At 65.2% G+C, this 18917-nt stretch carries 18 protein-coding genes; 9 read left to right on the forward strand and 9 right to left on the reverse strand.

The window, feature by feature from the left end:
* Window position 1 precedes the first annotated feature (1 nt).
* A complete protein-coding gene (gene pelG / locus ACM0M4_RS10665; RefSeq protein ID WP_003091283.1) occupies window positions 2-1372 on the forward strand; it encodes an exopolysaccharide Pel transporter PelG in 1371 nt (456 codons plus the stop codon).
* A gap of 40 nt (window positions 1373-1412) precedes the next feature.
* Here the strand turns inward: pelG and ACM0M4_RS10670 are convergent, their stop codons facing one another.
* Window positions 1413-1643, reverse strand: coding sequence for a hypothetical protein (locus ACM0M4_RS10670; RefSeq protein WP_003091282.1), 231 nt, complete (start codon window positions 1641-1643; stop codon window positions 1413-1415).
* A 125-nt stretch (window positions 1644-1768) separates the two neighbouring features.
* On the opposite strand from ACM0M4_RS10670, the gene ACM0M4_RS10675 reads away from it, so the two are divergent.
* Both ACM0M4_RS10675 and ACM0M4_RS10680 read left to right on the forward strand, forming a co-directional pair.
* Window positions 1769-2245 (forward strand): helix-turn-helix domain-containing protein, encoded by a 477-nt coding sequence (locus ACM0M4_RS10675; RefSeq protein ID WP_003143634.1) that lies wholly within the window; start codon window positions 1769-1771, stop codon window positions 2243-2245.
* A 37-nt stretch (window positions 2246-2282) separates the two neighbouring features.
* Window positions 2283-2759: a helix-turn-helix domain-containing protein gene (locus ACM0M4_RS10680; RefSeq protein ID WP_003115353.1), complete on the forward strand. Its 477-nt coding sequence runs from the start codon at window positions 2283-2285 to the stop codon at window positions 2757-2759.
* A 116-nt stretch (window positions 2760-2875) separates the two neighbouring features.
* On the opposite strand, the gene ACM0M4_RS10685 is transcribed toward ACM0M4_RS10680, so the two are convergent.
* The 3 genes from ACM0M4_RS10685 to ACM0M4_RS10695 all read right to left on the reverse strand — a co-directional run bounded on the left by ACM0M4_RS10685 (window position 2876) and on the right by ACM0M4_RS10695 (window position 6902).
* A complete protein-coding gene (locus ACM0M4_RS10685; RefSeq protein ID WP_221345535.1) occupies window positions 2876-4780 on the reverse strand; it encodes a M14 family metallopeptidase in 1905 nt (634 codons plus the stop codon).
* A gap of 167 nt (window positions 4781-4947) precedes the next feature.
* A complete protein-coding gene (locus ACM0M4_RS10690) occupies window positions 4948-5949 on the reverse strand; it encodes an alpha/beta fold hydrolase (protein WP_003119777.1) in 1002 nt (333 codons plus the stop codon).
* 71 nt (window positions 5950-6020) lie between these two features.
* On the reverse strand, window positions 6021-6902 hold the full coding sequence (locus tag ACM0M4_RS10695; protein WP_003103225.1) for a DUF6685 family protein: 882 nt from the start codon (window positions 6900-6902) through the stop codon (window positions 6021-6023).
* A 152-nt stretch (window positions 6903-7054) separates the two neighbouring features.
* Here ACM0M4_RS10695 and ACM0M4_RS10700 point away from each other — a divergent pair, with 152 nt between their 5' ends.
* Entirely contained in the window at window positions 7055-7276 is a 222-nt protein-coding gene (locus tag ACM0M4_RS10700) for a DUF2835 domain-containing protein (RefSeq protein WP_003103227.1), read from the forward strand.
* A gap of 56 nt (window positions 7277-7332) precedes the next feature.
* Window positions 7333-8361, forward strand: a complete 1029-nt coding sequence (locus ACM0M4_RS10705) for a quinone-dependent dihydroorotate dehydrogenase (protein WP_003103236.1) — start codon at window positions 7333-7335, stop codon at window positions 8359-8361.
* Window positions 8362-8448: 87 nt separating this feature from the next.
* Here the strand turns inward: ACM0M4_RS10705 and rmf are convergent, their stop codons facing one another.
* Complete coding sequence (gene rmf, locus ACM0M4_RS10710; protein ID WP_003103238.1) at window positions 8449-8661, reverse strand: ribosome modulation factor; 213 nt, start codon at window positions 8659-8661, stop codon at window positions 8449-8451.
* Window positions 8662-9121: 460 nt separating this feature from the next.
* On the opposite strand from rmf, the gene rlmKL reads away from it, so the two are divergent.
* Window positions 9122-11299, forward strand: coding sequence for a bifunctional 23S rRNA (guanine(2069)-N(7))-methyltransferase RlmK/23S rRNA (guanine(2445)-N(2))-methyltransferase RlmL (gene rlmKL / locus ACM0M4_RS10715; RefSeq protein ID WP_023089335.1), 2178 nt, complete (start codon window positions 9122-9124; stop codon window positions 11297-11299).
* A gap of 68 nt (window positions 11300-11367) precedes the next feature.
* Here rlmKL and dacB read toward each other — a convergent pair whose 3' ends face one another.
* On the reverse strand, window positions 11368-12798 hold the full coding sequence (dacB, locus tag ACM0M4_RS10720; RefSeq protein WP_003091272.1) for a D-alanyl-D-alanine carboxypeptidase/D-alanyl-D-alanine endopeptidase: 1431 nt from the start codon (window positions 12796-12798) through the stop codon (window positions 11368-11370).
* A 310-nt stretch (window positions 12799-13108) separates the two neighbouring features.
* Here dacB and ACM0M4_RS10725 point away from each other — a divergent pair, with 310 nt between their 5' ends.
* The 3 genes from ACM0M4_RS10725 to ACM0M4_RS10735 all read left to right on the forward strand — a co-directional run bounded on the left by ACM0M4_RS10725 (window position 13109) and on the right by ACM0M4_RS10735 (window position 16741).
* Window positions 13109-13453 carry a YggL family protein gene (locus ACM0M4_RS10725; RefSeq protein ID WP_003091271.1) on the forward strand — a complete coding sequence of 115 codons (345 nt, stop codon included), beginning with the start codon at window positions 13109-13111 and terminating at the stop codon, window positions 13451-13453.
* A gap of 425 nt (window positions 13454-13878) precedes the next feature.
* Window positions 13879-14502 carry a response regulator transcription factor gene (locus ACM0M4_RS10730; RefSeq protein ID WP_003091268.1) on the forward strand — a complete coding sequence of 208 codons (624 nt, stop codon included), beginning with the start codon at window positions 13879-13881 and terminating at the stop codon, window positions 14500-14502.
* Between the two features lie 13 nt (window positions 14503-14515).
* Window positions 14516-16741 carry an ATP-binding protein gene (locus ACM0M4_RS10735; protein WP_024928970.1) on the forward strand — a complete coding sequence of 742 codons (2226 nt, stop codon included), beginning with the start codon at window positions 14516-14518 and terminating at the stop codon, window positions 16739-16741.
* Window positions 16742-16751: 10 nt separating this feature from the next.
* Here ACM0M4_RS10735 and ACM0M4_RS10740 read toward each other — a convergent pair whose 3' ends face one another.
* From ACM0M4_RS10740 to ACM0M4_RS10750, 3 genes are all read right to left on the reverse strand, one after another.
* Complete coding sequence (locus ACM0M4_RS10740) at window positions 16752-18083, reverse strand: deoxyguanosinetriphosphate triphosphohydrolase (protein WP_003091265.1); 1332 nt, start codon at window positions 18081-18083, stop codon at window positions 16752-16754.
* A 116-nt stretch (window positions 18084-18199) separates the two neighbouring features.
* Window positions 18200-18523: a hypothetical protein gene (locus ACM0M4_RS10745; RefSeq protein WP_003103249.1), complete on the reverse strand. Its 324-nt coding sequence runs from the start codon at window positions 18521-18523 to the stop codon at window positions 18200-18202.
* A gap of 13 nt (window positions 18524-18536) precedes the next feature.
* On the reverse strand, window positions 18537-18917 hold the full coding sequence (locus ACM0M4_RS10750) for a phage holin family protein (RefSeq protein WP_003091263.1): 381 nt from the start codon (window positions 18915-18917) through the stop codon (window positions 18537-18539).

Raw genomic sequence — 18917 nt, forward strand, 5'->3', positions numbered from 1 at the left:
CATGGCCGGCATCGGCTTCGAACTGCGGAAGATCCTTTCCCGCGATTCCTATACGGCGACCCTGCGCGCCTACCTCTACGCCGGGCTGATCAGCTCCGGTCCCTGGGTGCTGTCGATCGTCAGCGTGATGCTGATCGGCGTGCTGAGCCTCGGCGTGGTGGTGCCGGACGTGCTGGTCCGGCAGTTCCTGATCACGGTGACCTACCTGATGGCGCTGTCGCTGATCTTCACCGGGGGACTGCAACTGTTCTTCACCCGCTTCATTTCCGATCGCCTGTTCGAGCGCAAGCACGAGGCGATCCTGCCCAACCTGGTGGGCGTGCTGTTGCTGGTGACGTTGGCGGCGGGCCTGCTCTCGGCGATATTGCTGGCGACCCTGTTCGATGAGCCGTTCGCCTACCGCCTGCTGGTGATGGCCAACTTCGTGGTGCTCTGCAACCTGTGGCTGGTGATCATCTTCCTGTCGGGAATGAAGGCCTACAAACGCATCCTGCTGGTGATGTTCATCGGCTACGCGCTGATGGTCGCCTGTGCCTACCTGCTGCGTTTCATGCAGATGGACGGCCTGCTGCTGGCATTGCTGATCGGCCACGCCAGCCTGCTGTTCGTCTTCCTCTACGACATCCTCCGCGAGTACCCGGCCAGGCGCATGGTGGCCTTCGACTTCCTCGACCGCCGGCAGGTCTTCGTCAGCCTGCTGCTGACCGGCCTCTGCTACAACCTGGGGATCTGGATCGACAAGTTCATCTTCTGGTTCAACCCCTCCACCTCGGACCTGGTGATCGGCCCGCTGCGCGCCTCGATCCTCTACGACCTGCCGATCTTCCTCGCCTACCTGTCGATCATTCCCGGCATGGCGGTGTTCCTGGTGCGCATCGAGACCGACTTCGCCGAGTGGTACGAGCGGGTCTACGAGGCGATCCGCGGCGGAGAGACCCTGCAGCACATCGGCCTGCTCAAGGAGCAGATGATCCTCGCCATCCGCCAGGGCCTGCTGGAAATCTGCAAGGTGCAGGGGCTGGCGGTGGTCCTGCTGTTCCTGCTGGCGCCGCAACTGCTCGGCTGGCTGGGAATTTCCCGCTATTACCTGCCGCTGTTCTACATCGACCTGATCGGGGTGAGCATCCAGGTAGTGTTCATGGCCTTGCTCAACGTCTTCTTCTACCTGGACAAGCGCCGCATCGTCCTCGAACTCTGCGTGCTGTTCGTGATCGTCAACGGCGCCCTGACCTTCGTCAGCCTGCTGCTCGGACCGAGCTTCTTCGGCTACGGCTTCACCCTGTCGCTGCTGGTCTGCGTGCTGGTCGGGCTGTACCGCCTGACCACCGCGCTGGACGACCTGGAGTACGAGACCTTCATGCTCAATCGCTGAGGGGTTTCGCCGGCGGCAGGGTCTTTCAGAAAGGGCCGATTCACCCGGTTGAATCGGCCCCTTTTTTTGCTTCCTCGATGCGTTTTTGCAGCTTCTGCATATCCACCAGGCGTTGCGTACCGAAGGTTCGCATCGGCAGGTCGCCGCTCTCTATCCAGGCGTAGAGCAGGTCCGGCCGGTCGCTGAGGCCGGTCAGGAAGGCGAAACGCATCAGGGTTATATAGCGGGGGCACTCGGCGAAACCCTCTTGGGGGAGTTCTTCCACTTTCATCAGGCGTCCTGCACCATGGTCCGATGTTGGAGGGGAACCCTCGGTCTAGAGGGCTTGGATTCATATTGATCTACTAACAGTTAGTGAATCAATATGCATAGGGAACCATCAGACGCGGACTACACATGGTAAAGAATCGACGTTTGTTCACTGCTGGCAAGCGCTTGCGCGCCCTGCGCGAGCTGATGGGCTTGAGCCGTCCGCAGTTCGCCGAGTTGGTGGGGATGACGGCCAAGCGCCTGGAGAACATCGAGAACGAGCTGCAGCGCATGCACGACGAGGACTTCGAGAAGGTCTGCGGAACCTTCCCGGAGTTCAGCGACTGGATCGCCTATGAGGGCAGCATCGAGCCGCAGTCGATCGCCTGGAAGGTCGCCGACTCGGCGCAGGCGGCCGCGGTCTACCTGGTGGAGCGCAACCCGGTGCTGCTTGAGCAGCACGGCATCGACATGCAGGCCTGGCGCGAACGTCACCGCGAGATACGCGAGGCGCTGCTGGCGGCGGAACAGGCGCCGGAGGCGGAGCCGGCGCCCCTGGAAGAGCCGCCGGAACCCAGGCGCCAGCGGAAGAGGAAAACGCCCGCGAGCGGCAAGGGCGACTGAGGCGCATCGCGCCAGAAACGAAGGGAAGTATCTGTACATGGTCTATGTAGTGAGGAAGCGCTGCCTGTTTCGCGCCGGCGAGCGCCTGTTCGGGTTGCGCGGGCTGACGGGGTTGAACCGACCGCAGTTTTCCGAGGTGGTCGGCATGGATCCCAAACGCCTTGAGAACATCGAGAGTGGCCGGCAGCGCATGCACGACGAGGATTTCGAGAAGGTCTGCGGGACCTTCCCGGAGTTCAGCGACTGGATCGCCTATGAAGGCAGCATCGAACCGCAGTCGATCGCCTGGAAGATCGCCGAGGCCGCCCAGGAAGCGGCGGTCTATCTGGTGGAGCGTAACCCCGAGCTGCTCGAACTCCACGGTCTCGACGTGCCGGCCTGGCGCGAGAAGCATCGGGAAATCCTCAAGAAGGTGCGCAAGCGGGAGTTGTCGCCGCCACCCGAAAAACCACCGAAACCCAGGCGCAAGCGCAAGCCGAGAAGCAACCTGCCCACACCCACCGACGGTACCTGAGACCGGCTCCCTCTCCCCAGCCCTCTCCCGCAAGCGGGAGAGGCAACGGGGCTCCCGAAGCCCAGCGGTAGGGCGGATAACGCGCAGCGTTATCCGCCGTCAGCCCCAGGTGGGCCTCAGAACACCACTCCTACCGGATAGACGAAGGCGTTCACGTCGTAGAACGGCGTGCGCTGGTAGAACCATTGCAGGCGCGCCTGCGGATCGGCGGCGAAGGCCTTGTCCTCGCGCAGGCGTTTGTCGAAGGCGGCCTTCAGCGCCGGGTCTTCCGCCAGCATCTTGCGCGCCATCGGCTCCATCACGTATTCCTCCGGCTCCTCGGCGGCCACCAGGGTGGAATTGAAGAAGCCCCAGGACCAGAAGGAATCCGGACTCTGCGGTTGCAGCAGGTCGATGGCCAGGACGCCCAGCGGCTGGGCGGTGTCGATCGACAGCGAGCCGGCCGGGAAGGTCTGCAAGCGCTGGAACGGCTTCGGCGTGCCGCTGACCAGCAGGCGACCTTCGTAGCCCGGAATCCGGTTGCCTTGCACGCGATCCGGTTCGAAGCCATCGGCGAGCTTGATGTCGTCCATGCGGTACAGGGTCACGGCGATTTCGGTCGGACGCTCCAGGGTGCTATAGCGGATGCCATGGGCCTTGATCCGGGCGATCACCTCGTGCCACTGCGCCGGGACGATGAAACGCTGGGGACGCGGCACCACCAGGTCGGGTACGCCGTTGTCGGTCCCCGGTAGTTTCAGCGTCTTCGGCCGGTTGCTCCAGACGATGGTGCGGGCTCCGGTGACCGGCGATTGCTCGTAGCGGTAGTCGCCCACCACGAACGGCGTCTCGGCGGCCTCGCCCGGCTTCCAGGTGAGGATCACCTCCTTCTGCCGCAGCAGGCGCTCGCGGTCGCTGGCGATGGCCTGGCGCAGGCTGGCGGCCTGCTCGCCGATCACCTCGAACATCGCCTTGAGCATCACGTAGTTGCCCAGCACCTGGGTCTTGTACGGATGCAGGGCGTGTTGCTCGATGAGGATCGACGGCACGTTGCGGATGTCGCCGTACTGGTTGGAGAAGCGCGCCAGGTCGGTGCGGTAGGGGTAGTAGCCCTGGGTCGGATCCTGGTTGTCGTTCAGGCTGATGCATTCATGGACCATGTGCCCGAGGCTTTCCAGCGCCTGGTACACCGGCTTGCGCATGACCTGGTCCATCCAGGCGCTGCTCGCCGGTGACCAGCCGTTGCCGTTGTGGCAGTAGGAGCTGTCGTAGGGATACATGGCGCCGTCGGTGGAGTGGGTGTCGGCGAAGAAGCTCAGCTCGTAGTGGTTGAACACCCAGGCGACGTTGCGGATCTCCGCGCTGTCGAGCTTGGTGAAGTCGCGGTTGAGATTGAGATTGCGGCCGTTCACCCGCCAGCCGGTCTCCTGCGGGCCGTTCTGGTTGATCCGCCCGTAGGCGCTGCGGCGCAGGTCGCCGTCGACGTTGACCACCGGGATGAACAGCAGGTTGATCTTCTCCAGCAGCCCGGCGAGCGGGCGGTCGGCAGCGCTCATGTCGCGCAGCAGCATGAACATGGCGTCCTTGCCGTTGGCCTCGCCGGGATGGATCTCGGCTTCCACCAGCAAGGTCGGCTTGGCGGAGCGCTTCAGGCCGGCGGCGGACTTGTCGGCCTCGGTGGAGGCGGTCACCAGCAGCATCGGGTGACCCTCGGCGCTGCGCTCGGGCAACTCGCGCAGGGCGATGCGGCCGGAGGAGGCGGCTACCAGTTTCTCCAGGTAGGCGCGGGTCTCACGGTAGTCGCTGGTGCGCTGAAAGTCGCTGCTCTCGGCCTGGGTGATCAAGGGGTCGCCGGGCTTGGCGAGGTAGCGCAGGCTGCCCAGCCTCTGCTCGAACATCGGTGGCAGGATGCGCTGGCGGGCCGCGGCCGGGTAGGCGCTGTCATCGATGTAGGCGGGCGCGTGGGGCAGCTCCGCGTGAGCGGGCAGGGCGCTCGCCAGCAGGACGCCGGCGAGTAGCGAACGGGGTAGGCAAGGGAACACGATGAACCTCCATGTGGACGGGAACGGCCGCGGCGTGGGCGGGCCTGCGCGACGCGAGCCACGCGTCGTCGCGCAGCCAGTGCAGTGAAACGCCGGCGGCAGGCATCGGTGTTGACGCCGGGCAAGGCGCGGCGAAGCCGATGGCGAGAGCGCCGCCGGTGGATGGTTCAGGGCTGGGTTTGCAGACCCTCCAGCAGTGCCTGGTGGAAGCGTTCCGGAGCCTGTATCTGCGGGGTATGGCCAAGGTCGGGGAATTCCACCAGGGTCGCCTGGGGAATCCGTCTGGCGGCGTCCTTGCCCAGTTGCGCGTAGTTGCCCAGCCTGGCTTTCAGTTCTGCCGGCGCGGCGTCCTTGCCGATGGCGGTGTTGTCTTTCTCGCCGATCAGCAGCAGGGTCGGCATCTGCAACCGGTCCAGTTCGTAGACCACCGGCTGGGTGAAGATCATGTCGTAGGTCAGCGCCGAGTTCCAGGCCACCGACTCGCGCCCCTTGCCGCGATACATGCCGGCCTGCATCTGTACCCAGCGATCGAACTCGGGGCGCCATTCGCCGGCGTAGTAGGTGGCTTGCTGGTATTGGCGAATGCCTTCGGCGCTGGTCTGCAAGTCGCGCCTGTACCAGTCGTCGACGCTGCGCCAGGGCACGCCCAGGGCCTTCCAGTCCTCCAGACCGATGGGGTTGACCAGCACCAGTCGTTCGACCTGCCGCGGATAGAGCAGGGCGTAGCGGGTAGCGAGCATGCCGCCCATGGAGTGGCCGATCACGCTGGCCCGGGCGACGCCGAGCTGTTCCAGCAGGGCGTGGGTGTTGGCTGCCAGTTGCTGGAAGCTGTACTGGTAATGGGCCGGCTTGCTCGACTTGCAGAAACCGACCTGGTCGACGGCGATCACCCGGTAGCCGGCGTCGGCGAGCACGTCGATGGTGCGCTCCCAGGTCCCGGCGCAGAAATTCTTGCCGTGCATGAGCAGGATGGTGCGGCCGTTGGCTTTCTTCGGCGCGACGTCGAGGTAGGCCATGCTCAGCGGCTGGCCCTGGGAGGTGAAGTCCAGATAATGCACCGGATAGGCGTAGTCGAAGCCTTCCAGGCGTTCGCCGTAGACCGGCGCCTGGCTGGCCAGCGCCGGCCCGCAGGCGAGGGCGAGACAGAGGCTGAGGCGGGGTAGGGACATGCGATCGCTCCTGTGTGGGTCTGCTGGAGGATGCACGTCAGGGCGCGAGCTGGCCAGTCCTGGCCGGTTGCCTACAGTTGCTTCAGATACTTCACCACGTCTGCCGCGCCCGCCGCCCGCAGACCTTCGCCGAGGGCATCGGCGCGTTCGTCGTTGCGGGGCAGCAACAGGCATTCCGGGGTTTCCGGGGTGAACAGGGCGAGTCGCGCATAGGGCAGGCCGGTATCCAGCAGCAGGCTCATGAAGGTCGGCTCGGACCAGGCCTGGGTCGGAATCCGCAGCATGTGGTAGCGCCGTTCCAGTTCGTCCAGCGCGCCGGGCTCCAGTTCGTAGCGTTCCAGGTGTGCCGGCAGCTTCAGTTCCAGTTCGCGGCGGCGGGCGTAGACGATCGCCGCGGCGAAGGCGCAGGCCTGGCGTTCGCCCGCCCAGAACAGGCGCTCGCCGTGCCAGGCGGCCTGGCGCAGGCGGATGCTGTCGCCGTTGGTGAAACGCGGCAGGGCCAGGCTCAGGGCCTTGACGAAATCCTTGTAGCTGATGATCCGTACGCCCCGGCAGACCTCGGCCGTGGCCAGGTCTTCCAGGCGTGGGCAAGGTGCCTGGACGAGGATCTCGCGGCTGCATACGCCTTCGATGGTCTTCAGGTCGACCGACTCCAGGGTGGAGTGGCTGACCCGCACCAGGCGCTTGAGGACCGCGTGGGCTTCCGCCTTGTCTTCCTGGACCGGGCCGGACAGCGCGCCGCGCGGCAGGTCGACCAGGGTGTGCAGGGGCGGTCCGGCCTGCCACCAGACGCTCGGCTCCGGCCGTCGCAATGGCTGGAACGGCAGCTCGAGGGCGGCCGCCCGTTCGCGCAGCTCCCGCCCATCGCTTCGCGCGGCACCCAGGCGCAGGCGGTTGGCGAGTGCGGAAAGGCGACCGGTGAAGGTGCTGTTGCTACGCGAGTTGGAACTCATGATCGACGGAGGGCTCCTCGGGCTCGGCGACCGACGCGGAAAGGGGTGGGAGGGGACGGCGACGGTCCGTCCATTGAAGCACAGGTTCGGGCGTGACATTCAACCGCGTGGTTTGTGGCAAGCTGTCGTGGTTCATTCAAGCGGGGGGCTCCATGCCCAGTCTCATCATGGATATCGCCCTGTCCGGCGAACGCCTGCAGGCCATCTACGGCGGCAGGGCCAATCGGGTCCTGCTGCGCAGCCGCGACGGTCGCCGGGTGAACCTGCCGGCCCATCACCTGCGTCCGTTCATCGGCCACGATGGCGTGCATGGCACGTTCCGCCTCGATTTCAGCGAGGATGGCCGCCTGCTGGCGCTGCAACGCCTCGCCTGAGCGGGCGCTCGACGGCTATAATCGGCACCCTTCATTCTGCCGACCGATACCCGACCATGTACACCCTGGCCCGCCAGCTGCTGTTCAAACTGTCCCCGGAAACCTCCCACGAACTGTCCATCGACCTGATCGGGGCCGGCGGCCGCCTGGGCCTGAACCGCCTGCTGACGCCCAAGCCGGCCAGTCTGCCGGTCTCTGTGCTGGGCCTGGAGTTTCCCAACCCGGTGGGGCTGGCCGCGGGCCTGGACAAGAACGGCGACGCCATCGACGGGTTCGGCCAGCTCGGTTTCGGCTTCATCGAGATCGGCACCGTCACTCCGCGACCGCAGCCGGGCAATCCCAGGCCGCGCCTGTTCCGCCTGCCGCAAGCCAACGCGATCATCAATCGCATGGGTTTCAACAACCACGGCGTCGACCACCTGCTGGCGCGGGTGCGTGCGGCGAAGTATCGCGGCGTGCTGGGGATCAACATCGGCAAGAACTTCGATACCCCGGTGGAGCGCGCGGTCGACGACTACCTGATCTGCCTGGACAAGGTCTACGCCGACGCCAGCTACGTCACCGTCAACGTCAGCTCGCCGAACACGCCCGGCCTGCGCAGCCTGCAGTTCGGCGATTCGCTCAAGCAACTGCTGGAGGCACTGCGCCAGCGCCAGGAAGCGCTGGCGCTGCGGCATGGCCGGCGGGTACCGCTGGCGATCAAGATCGCCCCGGACATGACCGACGAAGAGACCGCGCTGGTCGCCGCGGCGCTGGTCGAGGCGGGGATGGACGCGGTGATCGCGACCAATACCACTCTCGGCCGCGAAGGCGTGGAAGGCCTGCCGCATGGCGACGAGGCGGGTGGCCTGTCCGGCGCGCCGGTGCGGGAAAAGAGCACGCACACGGTGAAGGTGCTGGCCGGCGAACTGGGCGGACGGCTGCCGATCATCGCCGCCGGCGGTATCACCGAGGGCGCGCACGCGGCGGAGAAGATCGCCGCCGGGGCGAGCCTGGTGCAGATCTATTCGGGTTTCATCTACAAGGGACCGGCGTTGATCCGCGAAGCGGTGGACGCCATCGCCGCATTGCCGCGGCGGAATTGAAAAGGGCTCCTTGCGGAGCCCTTGGGCTTGCGCCCGCCGCCCGGATGGGGCGTGCCTTGGGGAAATCGGTGCTATCCGTGTTGTCGCTTACACGTGCTGGAGTTGATTGAGACGTTGTAAGCCGGCCGTGCCAGTGAGGCCGTCCCAGTTGTCGCCACGGCCCTCGCGCCAGCCGTTGAGCCAGGACTGCCGCGTCGTAGGATGGGTGAACGGACAAAGATCACGAGATTTACCGGTTATGCCGTTCTGATAACCACGCAAGAAGGCTCTTTCCAACGGATCACGCTTAAGTCTTCTCATAGGGTGTTGCCCTCACTTGTTGACTGTTATGTCCCGTTGGCCCCCAGGGGAGGCCTGGCGAAGCTTTCGCCGAAAGGGGTCGTTGCCGGCGTGACGACCCTCGCCCGACACCGTTGCGGTGGCGGATTAACTGGAGTTCTAACCAAAGCGTTCAGGCGTGTGAATGACCGATTTGTCATAAAGACTTAACGCTTTCGTCGATAGGGCCATATGTTGCAGGCTCATGACGCCTGGTTTCCGGCGCTAACGCCGCAGGGTCGCGGGGTTGCGCCTTATAACGATTTGCACCCCCACCAATTGAGATTTCCTCGCATTCCGACGAAGGGTCGCCCAGACTGCGACTCGGGGTCGCAGCGAGCAACGCCGGGAGCGTTCCGGCAATCGAACCACGGCACCTGGTGCCAAAGAAGTGCCCATGAGGGTGCTTCCACTGACAAGGGCTACGGCCCGGGAAGGCGATATGGCTGATGTTTACGAATTGTTTCTGACCTGCCCGAAAGGCCTGGAAAGCCTGCTCCTCGAAGAGGCGCAGGGGCTCGGCCTGGACGAGGCGCGCGCCCAGGTGTCGGCGGTGCGCGGGCAGGGCAGCCTGGAGGTGGCCTATCGCCTCTGCCTGTGGTCGCGCCTGGCCAACCGGGTCTTGCTGGTGTTGGCGCGATTCCCGGTGGAGAACGCCGAGTCCATGTACATGGCGGTCCACGCGGTGAACTGGGAAGACCACCTGGACGCCGGCGGCACGCTGGCGGTGGAGTTCAGCGGCAAGGGCTCGGGCATCGACAACACCCATTTCGGGGCGCTGAAGGTCAAGGATGCGATCGTCGACAACCTGCGCGAGCGCTCCGGCCGACGTCCGTCGGTGGACAAGGTCAATCCGGACGTGCGCGTCCACCTGCACCTCGACCGCGGCCAGGCGACCCTTTCCCTGGACCTCTCCGGGCATAGCCTGCACCAGCGCGGCTATCGTCTGCAGCAGGGCGCCGCGCCGCTGAAGGAGAACCTGGCGGCGGCGGTGTTGATCCGTGCCGGCTGGCCGAAGATCGCCGCCGAGGGCGGTGCCCTGGCCGACCCGATGTGTGGCGTCGGCACCTTCCTGGTCGAGGCGGCGCTGATGGCTGCCGATATCGCGCCGAACCTCAAGCGCGAGCGCTGGGGCTTCAGCAGTTGGCTGGGGCACGTGCCGGCGCTGTGGCGCAAGCTCCACGAGGAGGCCCAGCAGCGCGCGGCGGCCGGCCTGGCCAGGCCGCCGTTGTGGATTCGCGGCTACGAGGCCGACCCGCGCCTGATCCAGCCGGCGCGCAACAATATCGAGCGTGCCGGAGTGGCCGACTGGGTGAAGATCTACCAGGGCGAACTGGCGACTTTCGAGCCGCGCCCGGACAAGGGCCAGACCGGCCTGGTGATCTGCAACCCGCCCTATGGCGAGCGCCTCGGCGACGAAGCCAGCCTGCTGTATCTCTACCAGAACCTCGGCGAGCGCCTGCGCCAGAGCTGCATCGGCTGGAGCGCCGGGGTGTTCACCGGGGCGCCGGAACTGGGCAAGCGCATGGGTATCCGCAGCCATAAGCAATACGCGTTCTGGAACGGCGCGCTGGCCTGCAAGCTGCTGATGATCCAGGTCGAGCCGCGCCAGTTCGTCACCGGCGAGCGTGGCGAACGCAACGACGAAGGCCTGGCGCGGGCGCCGAGCGAGCCGGCACGGCTGAGCGAGGGCGGGCAGATGTTCGCCAATCGCCTGCAGAAGAACCTCCGGCAACTGGGCAAATGGGCGGGCCGCGACAAGATCGAGTGCTATCGCCTGTATGACGCCGACATGCCGGAGTATGCCCTGGCGGTGGATATCTACGGCGATTGGGTTCACGTCCAGGAGTACGCCGCGCCCAAGTCGATCGATCCGGCAAAAGCCCAGGCGCGCCTGTTCGACGCCCTGGCGGCGATTCCGCAGACCCTGGGCGTTGCCCAGGAGCGGGTGGTGGTCAAGCGCCGCGAGCGCCAGGCTGGCAAGAAGCAGTACGAACGGCAGAGCAGCGAGGGCAAGTTCCTCGAGGTGGGCGAGGGCGATGTGCGCCTGCTGGTGAACCTGACCGATTACCTGGATACCGGGCTGTTCCTCGATCACCGGCCGATGCGCCTGCGCATCCAGAAGGAGGCGGCCGGCAAGCGCTTCCTCAACCTGTTCTGCTATACCGCCACGGCCACCGTGCATGCGGCCAGGGGCGGCGCGCGCAGCACCACCAGCGTCGACCTGTCGAAGACCTACCTGGACTGGGCGCGGCGCAACCTGTCGCTCAACGGCTTTTCCGACAAGCAGCGCCTGGTGCACGGCGACGTGATGGAGTGGTTGCGGGAAGACGATGGCCAGTACGAACTGATCTTCATCGACCCGCCGACCTTCTCCAACTCCAAGCGCATGGAAGGCGTATTCGACGTGCAGCGCGACCACGTCGAACTGCTCGACCTGGCCATGGCGCGGCTGGCGCCGGGCGGGGTGCTGTATTTCTCCAACAACTTCCGCAAGTTCGAACTGGACGAGAGCGTGCAGGCCCGCTATGCGGTCGAAGAGATCACTGGCGAAACCCTCGATCCGGATTTCGCGCGTAATCCGAAGATCCATCGGGCCTGGAGAATCACCGTTCGCTGAGGCGAGCGGCATTCATGCAAAAGGCCGCCGGCGGGCAACCGCTGGCGGCCTTTTTTTCGTACTGCGCCTTATTTCCGCGCGTGCAGGCTCAGCAGTACCTGGTCGAGGATCGCCGAAGCGCCCCACGGCCGCGGGCTGTTGAGGATCGCCACCACCACCCAGTTGTGGCCGCTGGCGTCGCGGCTGAAGCCGGCGAGGGCGCGCACGGTGTTGAGGGTGCCGGTCTTCACGTGCGCCTCGCCGACCAGTGCGGTGCGCCGCAGGCGTTTGCGCATGGTGCCGTCGAGGCCGGCCAGCGGCAGCGAGGAGATGTACTCCGCTGCATAGGGGCTGTGCCAGGCGGCTTGCAGCATCGCCGCCATCTCACGGGCGCTAACCCGTTCCTGGCGCGACAGTCCCGAGCCGTTCTCCATCACCAGGCGCGGCGCGGTGATGCCCTTGCGCGCCAGCCACTGCCGCACCACCCGCTGCGCGGCCTGGGCGTCGTCGCCGTCGGCACTGTTGCGGAACTGCGCGCCGATGGAGAGGAACAACTGCCGGGCCATGGTGTTGTTACTGTATTTGTTGATGTCGCGGATGATCTCGACCAGGTCTGGCGAGAAGGCCTTGGCGATCAGCGTGGCGTTGCGCGGTACGCTGCCCTGGCGGTCCTTGCCGAGGATGCTGCCGCCCAGCTCCTGCCAGATGCCGCGCACCGCGCCGGCGGTGTAGCCGGGGTGGTCGAGCAGCGACATGTAGGTCTGCGCGCTACAGCCCTGGGGAATCTGTCCGGTGGCCAGCAGGGTGGTGCCGTCGAACTGGGTCACCGGGCTGAAGCGCAGCTTCGGCCAGGCCGGGCAGGTGGCCGGCGCGGTCATCTTCACCTGGTTGTCGATGCGTACGTTGGCCAGCGGCGGGTCCATCTGCACGTTGACCTTGTTGCCGTCGGTGCGCACCACCATGCGCACGCTCTTCAGGTTGACCAGCAGCGAGTCCGGACCGACCAGGAACGGCTTGGTGTCGTCGCCGCCGTCGTCGTTGAATACCGGCAACTGCGGGATGTTGAAGTAGCTGCGGTCGAGTACCAGGTCACCTGTGACCTTGGTCACGCCATTGGCGCGCAGGTCGCGCATCAGCAGCCAGAGCTTCTCCATGTTCAGTTTCGGATCGCCGCCGCCCTTGAGGTAGAGGTTGCCGTTGAGCACTCCGTTCTTGAGCTGGCCGTCGGTGTAGAACTCGGTCTTCCACTGGTAGGTCGGGCCGAGCATTTCCAGGGCGGCATAGGTGGTGAACAGCTTCATGGTAGAGGCCGGGTTCACCGATACGTCGGCGTTGTAGTAGGTGGGGTTGCCCGGGCCGTCGAGCGGAATCAGCACCAGCGACAGATCGTTGCCGGTCAGCTTGTTGGTCTGCAGGGCTTTCTGCACGTTGGCCGGCAGGGTGGCGTTGACCTGGGCGAGGGTGGGAAGGGCGAAAGGCAGGAGCGTGGCGAAGGCAAGAGTACGCAGCGACTTGAACATTAATGAAGAACCCTTGAAGACGGAGGGTAGAAAATGAAATGAAGATGAAAAACGAAGCGAACCTGAAAAAAGAGACGGACATCACGCGAAGAGGCCGTCTTGCTCATTATGCCGCAAGGCGGATAACGATGCGCTGGAGTTTCGCGGAGTTCGCCGTCATATCGCCGAATGGTCGGAACTGGTAGAGTGCGCCGGCAATCCGGCCGCGCCGCGCGGAGCTTGCCGGGGTTCGCCCGCGGCTCCAGCGGCGTCGGCTACTGTCTGTAATGCGAGGCTCCGCCAATGGAGCGTCAATCCAGGAGATGCCGCCATGGCTACTAATCGTTCCCGCCGCCTGCGCAAGAAATTGTGCGTCGATGAATTCCAGGAGCTGGGTTTCGAATTGAACTTCCACTACAAGGAAGGCGTGGATGCCGATGCGGTGAACGCTTTCATGTTGCGCTTCATCGATCAGGCGATCGAAGCCAACGAACTGACCTATGGCGGCTGCGACGAATTCGGTTTCGTCTGCCTGGCGCGCCGTGGCTCGGTCAATGAAGAGCAGCGGGCCCTGATCGAGGCCTGGTTGAAGCAGCAACCGGAACTGGCCAGCGTCGAGGTCGGCGCGTTGGTCGACGCCTGGTACCCGGAACAGCCTGTCCTGCCGAAGCTCTAAGCGATAGCGCCGCCATCCCGCCCGAGGATGGCGGTCGCGTCTTCCCTCCCTTTCAATCCTGCTCCGGCGCTATCTGGCCCGGCGCCCGTCGTGCTTCCCTTTGCCCTGCCAAGGCATGTCGGCGGCTTGTGGCCGTACATGCGGATAGCAATACTCCGAAACCCCTGACGAACTATTCAACTCGCTCTGGCAGATAACGAGCCGGGAAGGCGCGTATATATGCGGGTGTTTTTCATGCAGATAACCAGGCCAATTGCTTGGCAATATACGAGGTTTTGAATTCGCCGTAAGAAATAAATTAAGTTTCCGTGAGAATATTCCTTAAAGTATATGAGTTGCCATCGAGTATCTCGACAATATGGCTCCCGTCTATATCTTGCTCAGGAGAATTTTTTCTGAATTTTTATTGGCAAGGAAATCAGACAATGAGCCGTATCCTGATAGTCGACGATCACCCCGTGATTCGCATGGCCATGAAGATGTTGCTGGAAGCCGAAGGGCACCAGATCGTCGGCGATACCGATAATGGCGTGGATGCCATCAGCCTCGGGCGGGAGCTGAAGCCGGACCTGGTCATCCTCGATATCGGCATTCCCAGGCTGGACGGCCTCGAGGTCATCAGCCGCCTGATGGTGCTGGCGTTGCCCCTGAAGATCCTCGTCCTGACCGGCCAGAGCGCCTCGCTCTTCGCCCTGCGCAGCATGCAGGCGGGCGCAGCCGGGTTCGTCTGCAAGCAGGGCGGACTGGCCGAACTGGTGACGGCGGTGAATGCGGTCGCCTCGGGATACAGTTACTTTCCCAGCTCGGCCATGCGTCCTGTGCAACAGGGCGCCTATTCCGACGATGTGGAATTGCTCGGACGCCTGTCCGATCGCGAAGTATCGGTATTGCAATACCTCAGCCAGGGTTATTCGAACAAGCAGATATCCGAGCAGATGTTTATCAGCAACAAGACCGTCAGCACTTACAAGGCGCGCTTGTTGTTGAAGTTGAACGCCGGCTCGCTGGTGGATCTCATCGAGTTCGCCAAACGCAATACGCTTATCTAAGGGCCGGAACCGAATGAAGTTCCAGAAACGCAGTGCGTGCATGCTCGGCCTGCTTCTCATATTCGCCTGCATGGCGGGATATGCCGTTCCGGCGAGGGCGACGGCTGGCGAATATTCTTCCATGCTCCGGATTCCCGCTCCGGATCGTCCGGGGGACGCCGATGTGGTCGACGAAGCGCCGCTACGCCAGGCTGCCGACGGGCTGCGCTCGCCATCCCCTTCCAGCCTGGTGCTCGGCCTGCTGGTGGCCTGCCTGGTCTGCGTCGGATGCCTGGGCTGGAATACCGTCCTGCAGCTCAGGCTCAGGCGTTGGCAACGTACCGAAGCCGACCTGAGCGGCCGCCTGGCATTGAAGCAGGCGCTGGTCGACGGGATTCCCTACCCGGTGAGCATCCGCACGCTCGACGGTCGCCTGCTGGCCTGCAACCGCAATTACCTGGAAAGCCTGCGGATGACCCGTGAGCAGGCGCGCGGCACCCTGTTGACCGATTCCGACTGGGTCGAGGGCAGCAAGGCACGGCTCATGCACCAGCAGTGCCTGGCGGTGGCTCGGGGAGGAACGGCGAGCTTCACCGACATGGCGGTGCGCATCGGCGGGCAATTGCTGGAGATCCACCATTGGGTCACGCCCTACAGGGATCGCCAGGGCCGGGTGCTCGGCCTGATGAACGGCTGGATCGACATCACCGAACGGGAGCGCCTGGCCCGCCAGTTGCGCGAGGCGATGCGCCAGGCGGACGAGGCGAATCGGGCGAAGAGCGTCTTCCTGGCGACCATGAGCCACGAGATCCGTACGCCGATGAATGCGGTCATCGGCATCCTCGAACTGGTCCTGCAGCGCCTGGCGCCGGAGCAGCGCGAACGCGCCTCGCTGGAGGTCGCCTACGAGGCAGCGGGGTCGCTGCAACTGCTCATCGGCGACATCCTCGACGTCGCCAAGATCGAGTCCGGTCACCTGACCCTCACGCCCGAGCGGGTTCGCCTGCGCCATGTCGTGGAGTCGGTGCGCCGCATGTTCGAAGGCCTGGCCCGGCAGAAAGGCCTGAGGCTCGTTGTGGAGCTGGACGATGCCCCGGGACGGGACGTGCTGATCGATCCCCTGCGCTTCAAGCAGGTGCTCTCCAACCTGGTGAGCAATGCGATCAAGTTCACCGAGCGGGGACAGGTGACGATCCGTCTCCAGGAAAGGAGCCTGGACGAGGGGAGGGCGATCGTCCGGGTGGACGTGGAGGATTCCGGTATCGGTATCGCTCCGGCGGACCAGGCGCGCCTGTTCCAGCCTTTCATCCAGGTGGCCAAGGGACGCACGGTGCAGGGCGGGACCGGCCTTGGGCTGGCGATCTGTCGGAAGTTGGTGGACCTCATGGGCGGCGATGTCGAGATGCACAGCGAGCCGGGCAAAGGCACCCGGGTGTCGCTCGACCTGCTCTTGCGCCAGTGCGGGCCGAAAATGCCTGAATCCGGCCAGGACCCGCTGGCAGCATCCATGGAGCCGTCTCGCCGCCTGCATATCCTCATCGCCGACGACTATCCGCCCAACCGGGTACTGCTGCGCCAGCAACTGGAATTTCTCGGCCACCGGGTGGCGGAAGCGGAGGATGGCCAGGTGGCGCTGGAACTCTGGGCCGACGAGCGCTTCGAGGTGCTGATCAGCGACTGCAACATGCCGCGCCTGAACGGCTATCAGCTGGCACGCAGGATACGCATCCAGGAACGGTGCGAGCGGCGCGCGCCGATCCTGATCCTCGGCTATACCGCCGACGCCGAGCCGGACGAGGTACAGCGCTGTCGCGACGCGGGCATGGATGATTGCCTGTTCAAGCCGCTCGGCCTGGAGACCCTGCGCAACTACCTCGCGACCTCTTTCGGCCGCGACGCCGCGCAGCCCCGGGGGCTCTATGACGCGGACGCTCTCAGCAGCCTCGGCGGCGGCCGCCCGGAACGGCTGCGCGAACTGCTGGAGACCCTGCTAGGCAGCAACCGTCAGGACCTCCAGCGCCTTGCCATCCTCCTGCGCGAGGGCGACAGGGCCAGGCTCGCCGAGCATGCCCACCGCATCAAGGGCGCCGCGCGGATGATCGGGGCGCGTACCCTGCTGGAGGCCTGCGAGGCCCTGGAGGACGCCTGCCGGCGAAGTGGCGACGGGGAGTGCCTGCAGGCGCCTGGCGAAAGACTCCGGCTGGCCCTGGAGGCGTTGCAGGAGGAACTCCAGGAGCAGTTGGCGGCCGCTGCGGTATGAGCCCTTCCGTTCAGGAGGGGCTCGAGCGTCCGGTCATTTCCCTGGCCATTTCCGTGGCGTAGCTGTCGGTCATGCCGGCGATGAAATCGATCACCTGGAGGAAGGCGCGGTACAGCGGCCACTGCGGGTCGGGCGCGTTGCGTCCGAGCAGGTCGAGGATGCGCCGGTTCTTGAACGACGGCGTATGCCCGCCGTATTGCTCCAGCGCGGCGCCACAGAAGGCGTTGAGGAGGATCTCCAGAGTGGTGTAGGCGCCGATCTCGTGGAGGGTCTTGCGCTTGTCCTGGAAGATCTTTTCCCGGGCGATGGCCTTGGCCCGCTGCACGCAGAGCTTGGCCGGGCCATGCATGTGTTCCACCAGGTCGCCGGCAAGCTGCCCGGCGAGCAGGGCCTGCTGCTGGTCGACGAAGGCACGGGCGGCGGCATTGGTCAGGTGCTCGATGGCCTTGCCGCGGAGGATCGCCAGCTTGCGCCGGCGGGAGTCCCTGGGGCCGAGTTGGCGATAGGTGTCGGGCAGGTCGTCGCCGACCAGGCCGAGCAACAGCGCCTCGACCTCGCTGTATTCGAGCAGCTCCATTTCCAGGCCGTCTTCGAGGTCGATCAGGCCATAGCAGATGTCGTCCGCCGCTTCCATCAGGTAGACCAGCGGATGGCGAGCCCAGCGCTCGTCGTCGAGTTGCGGCATGCCGAGCTTATGGGTGATCTGCTCGAGCAGCGGCAGTTCGCTCTGGTAGCAGCCGAACTTGTGCTTCTTGTAGCCCAGCGCTTCGGCGTGGCGCGAGGTCCAGGGGTACTTCAGGTAGGTACCCAGGGTTGCGTAGGTCAACCGCGTGCCGCCGTCGAACTGGTGGTATTCCAGTTGGGTGAGGACCCGGAAGCCCTGGGCGTTGCCTTCGAAGTGGAGAAAGTCGGAACGCTCGGCGTCGCTCATCTCGTCCAGCCAGCCACGTCCGGCGGCTTGCTGGAACCAGTTGCGGATCGCGTCTTCGCCGGAGTGCCCGAATGGTGGGTTGCCGATGTCGTGGGCCAGGCAGGCCGACTGGACGATGACCCCGAGGTCGCTGGGGTCGCACCACTCGGGTAGTTCCTCGCGGAGGATCTCGCCGACCCGCATGCCCAGCGAGCGGCCGACGCAGGCGACTTCCAGGGAGTGGGTCAGGCGGGTGTGGATGTGATCGTTGCTGGAGACCGGATGGACCTGGGTCTTGCGTCCGAGGCGGCGAAACGCGCCGGAGAAGATGATCCGGTCATGGTCCTTGTGGAAGGCGCTGCGGCCCAGTTCATCGTTGCTGTGTACCGGCTTTCCGAGCCGTTCGCGGGTGAGCAGGGTCTGCCAGTCCATCGGGAATTCCAGGGATGCGCTGAGGCGATGCGGACACGCTAACGGTTTGCCTTGGCAAGCTCAATCGTCGCGTTGGGGAAACGGAGGGCGCCGACCGTTGCCGGTCGGCGCATCCTTCAACGGCCTTTCTGCTTGCGCAGGCCGAGCAACAGCGGGGCCAGGGCGACGCCCAGGCGCAGCAGACGCTGCCAGCGTCCGCCCTTGCCAAGCAGTACGCCCAGCAGTGCGGCTCCGCCGGCGCCCCAGAGCGCCGCATTGCCACCGCCGAACAGTTGCTGGCTGAGGTTGTGGCCCAGCCCCTGGGCCTGGCGGAAGGGTTGCACCAGCAGTTGGCTTTCGCGGCGCAATTGCTGGCGCTGCATTTCCAGGCGCAGGCGGATCACCGCCTTGCGCAATTCGCGACGCGACAGGCCGGTCGCGTTCACCGGTAGTTGGCTCATGCGCGTTTCCTTGTCATGGCAGCAGTCGCTCGCGGTCGTTGGCCAGTTCTTCCAGGGTGGCGCTGAACGGCGAGCTTTCGTCGTTGATCGACTGGTACAGGCGCCAGCCGCAGAACAGCGAGCCGATCACGTAGAACAGGCACAACCCGAGCGCCGCTGCGAGCCGGTTGGTGTCCCAGAACACGATCAGCACCAGCAGCGACAGGCCGACCAGCAGGAGCAGGGCGAATACCAGGGCCAGCCCGGCGAACAGCAGCAGGCGCAGGGTGTTGGCCTTCTGTTCCTGCAGCTCGATGCCGAACAGCTCGACGTGACCGTGCAACAGGCCGAGGAAGGCGGCGCCGAAGCGCCGCAGGGAGGGGCGGCCGTCCGCCGGGTCCTTTCCTTCGCTCAT

The sequence above is a fragment of the Pseudomonas sp. 18-147 genome, assembly GCF_051048045.1.
GTDB lineage: Bacteria > Pseudomonadota > Gammaproteobacteria > Pseudomonadales > Pseudomonadaceae > Pseudomonas > Pseudomonas aeruginosa.

Bases quoted from the DNA above. Each gene is read 5' to 3' on its own strand.
- dacB (WP_003091272.1), bottom strand. From the start codon at position 12,798: ATGTTCAAGTCGCTGCGTACTCTTGCCTTCGCCACGCTCCTGCCTTTC.
- ACM0M4_RS10680 (WP_003115353.1), top strand. From the start codon at position 2,283: ATGGTCTATGTAGTGAGGAAGCGCTGCCTGTTTCGCGCCGGCGAGCGC.
- ACM0M4_RS10735 (WP_024928970.1), top strand. From the start codon at position 14,516: ATGAAGTTCCAGAAACGCAGTGCGTGCATGCTCGGCCTGCTTCTCATA.
- pelG (WP_003091283.1), top strand. From the start codon at position 2: ATGGCCGGCATCGGCTTCGAACTGCGGAAGATCCTTTCCCGCGATTCC.
- ACM0M4_RS10725 (WP_003091271.1), top strand. From the start codon at position 13,109: ATGGCTACTAATCGTTCCCGCCGCCTGCGCAAGAAATTGTGCGTCGAT.
- ACM0M4_RS10675 (WP_003143634.1), top strand. From the start codon at position 1,769: ATGGTAAAGAATCGACGTTTGTTCACTGCTGGCAAGCGCTTGCGCGCC.
- ACM0M4_RS10700 (WP_003103227.1), top strand. From the start codon at position 7,055: ATGCCCAGTCTCATCATGGATATCGCCCTGTCCGGCGAACGCCTGCAG.
- ACM0M4_RS10745 (WP_003103249.1), bottom strand. From the start codon at position 18,523: ATGAGCCAACTACCGGTGAACGCGACCGGCCTGTCGCGTCGCGAATTG.
- ACM0M4_RS10670 (WP_003091282.1), bottom strand. From the start codon at position 1,643: ATGAAAGTGGAAGAACTCCCCCAAGAGGGTTTCGCCGAGTGCCCCCGC.
- ACM0M4_RS10730 (WP_003091268.1), top strand. From the start codon at position 13,879: ATGAGCCGTATCCTGATAGTCGACGATCACCCCGTGATTCGCATGGCC.
- ACM0M4_RS10705 (WP_003103236.1), top strand. From the start codon at position 7,333: ATGTACACCCTGGCCCGCCAGCTGCTGTTCAAACTGTCCCCGGAAACC.
- ACM0M4_RS10750 (WP_003091263.1), bottom strand. From the start codon at position 18,917: ATGAGCGAAGGAAAGGACCCGGCGGACGGCCGCCCCTCCCTGCGGCGC.
- rmf (WP_003103238.1), bottom strand. From the start codon at position 8,661: ATGAGAAGACTTAAGCGTGATCCGTTGGAAAGAGCCTTCTTGCGTGGT.
- ACM0M4_RS10690 (WP_003119777.1), bottom strand. From the start codon at position 5,949: ATGTCCCTACCCCGCCTCAGCCTCTGTCTCGCCCTCGCCTGCGGGCCG.
- ACM0M4_RS10695 (WP_003103225.1), bottom strand. From the start codon at position 6,902: ATGAGTTCCAACTCGCGTAGCAACAGCACCTTCACCGGTCGCCTTTCC.
- rlmKL (WP_023089335.1), top strand. From the start codon at position 9,122: ATGGCTGATGTTTACGAATTGTTTCTGACCTGCCCGAAAGGCCTGGAA.
- ACM0M4_RS10740 (WP_003091265.1), bottom strand. From the start codon at position 18,083: ATGGACTGGCAGACCCTGCTCACCCGCGAACGGCTCGGAAAGCCGGTA.